The 314-nt window shown below is 60.2% G+C and carries 1 protein-coding gene; it reads left to right on the top strand.

The genetic code is table 11. The features are described 5' to 3' along the window. A partial coding sequence (locus AA105894_RS13805; protein WP_267312272.1) for a hypothetical protein occupies positions 1–314 on the top strand: 314 nt, incomplete at both ends.

Raw genomic sequence — 314 nt, 5'->3', positions numbered from 1 at the left:
TATTGCGAATAATGCGGGTCAGGCGACGCTGACGGACAGCACGGCAGGCGCTGTGACGAATGCGCAGAATGCGAACTTCACGGCGACGGGCGGGACGCTGGCTTCGGCAGATAATGCTGGAACGATGACCCTGGGTAATCAGAACACGGTCAGCGGTGACGTGACCAATAACGGCAGCCTGACGCTGGATGGCAACACCATCAATGGCACGCTGGCGGCGCAGTCTGGCAGTTTTGCGGTGACGGGCAATAACGCTCAGGCAGGCTCGCTGTCAGGCAATGGCAATGGCACACTTGACGGTACGCTGGCGCTGA

The organism is Asaia spathodeae NBRC 105894, assembly GCF_025994195.1.
Lineage (GTDB): Bacteria > Pseudomonadota > Alphaproteobacteria > Acetobacterales > Acetobacteraceae > Asaia > Asaia siamensis.
Note: the sequence above shows the minus strand (reverse complement) of the source record. Positions and strands in the feature narration are given on the sequence as shown.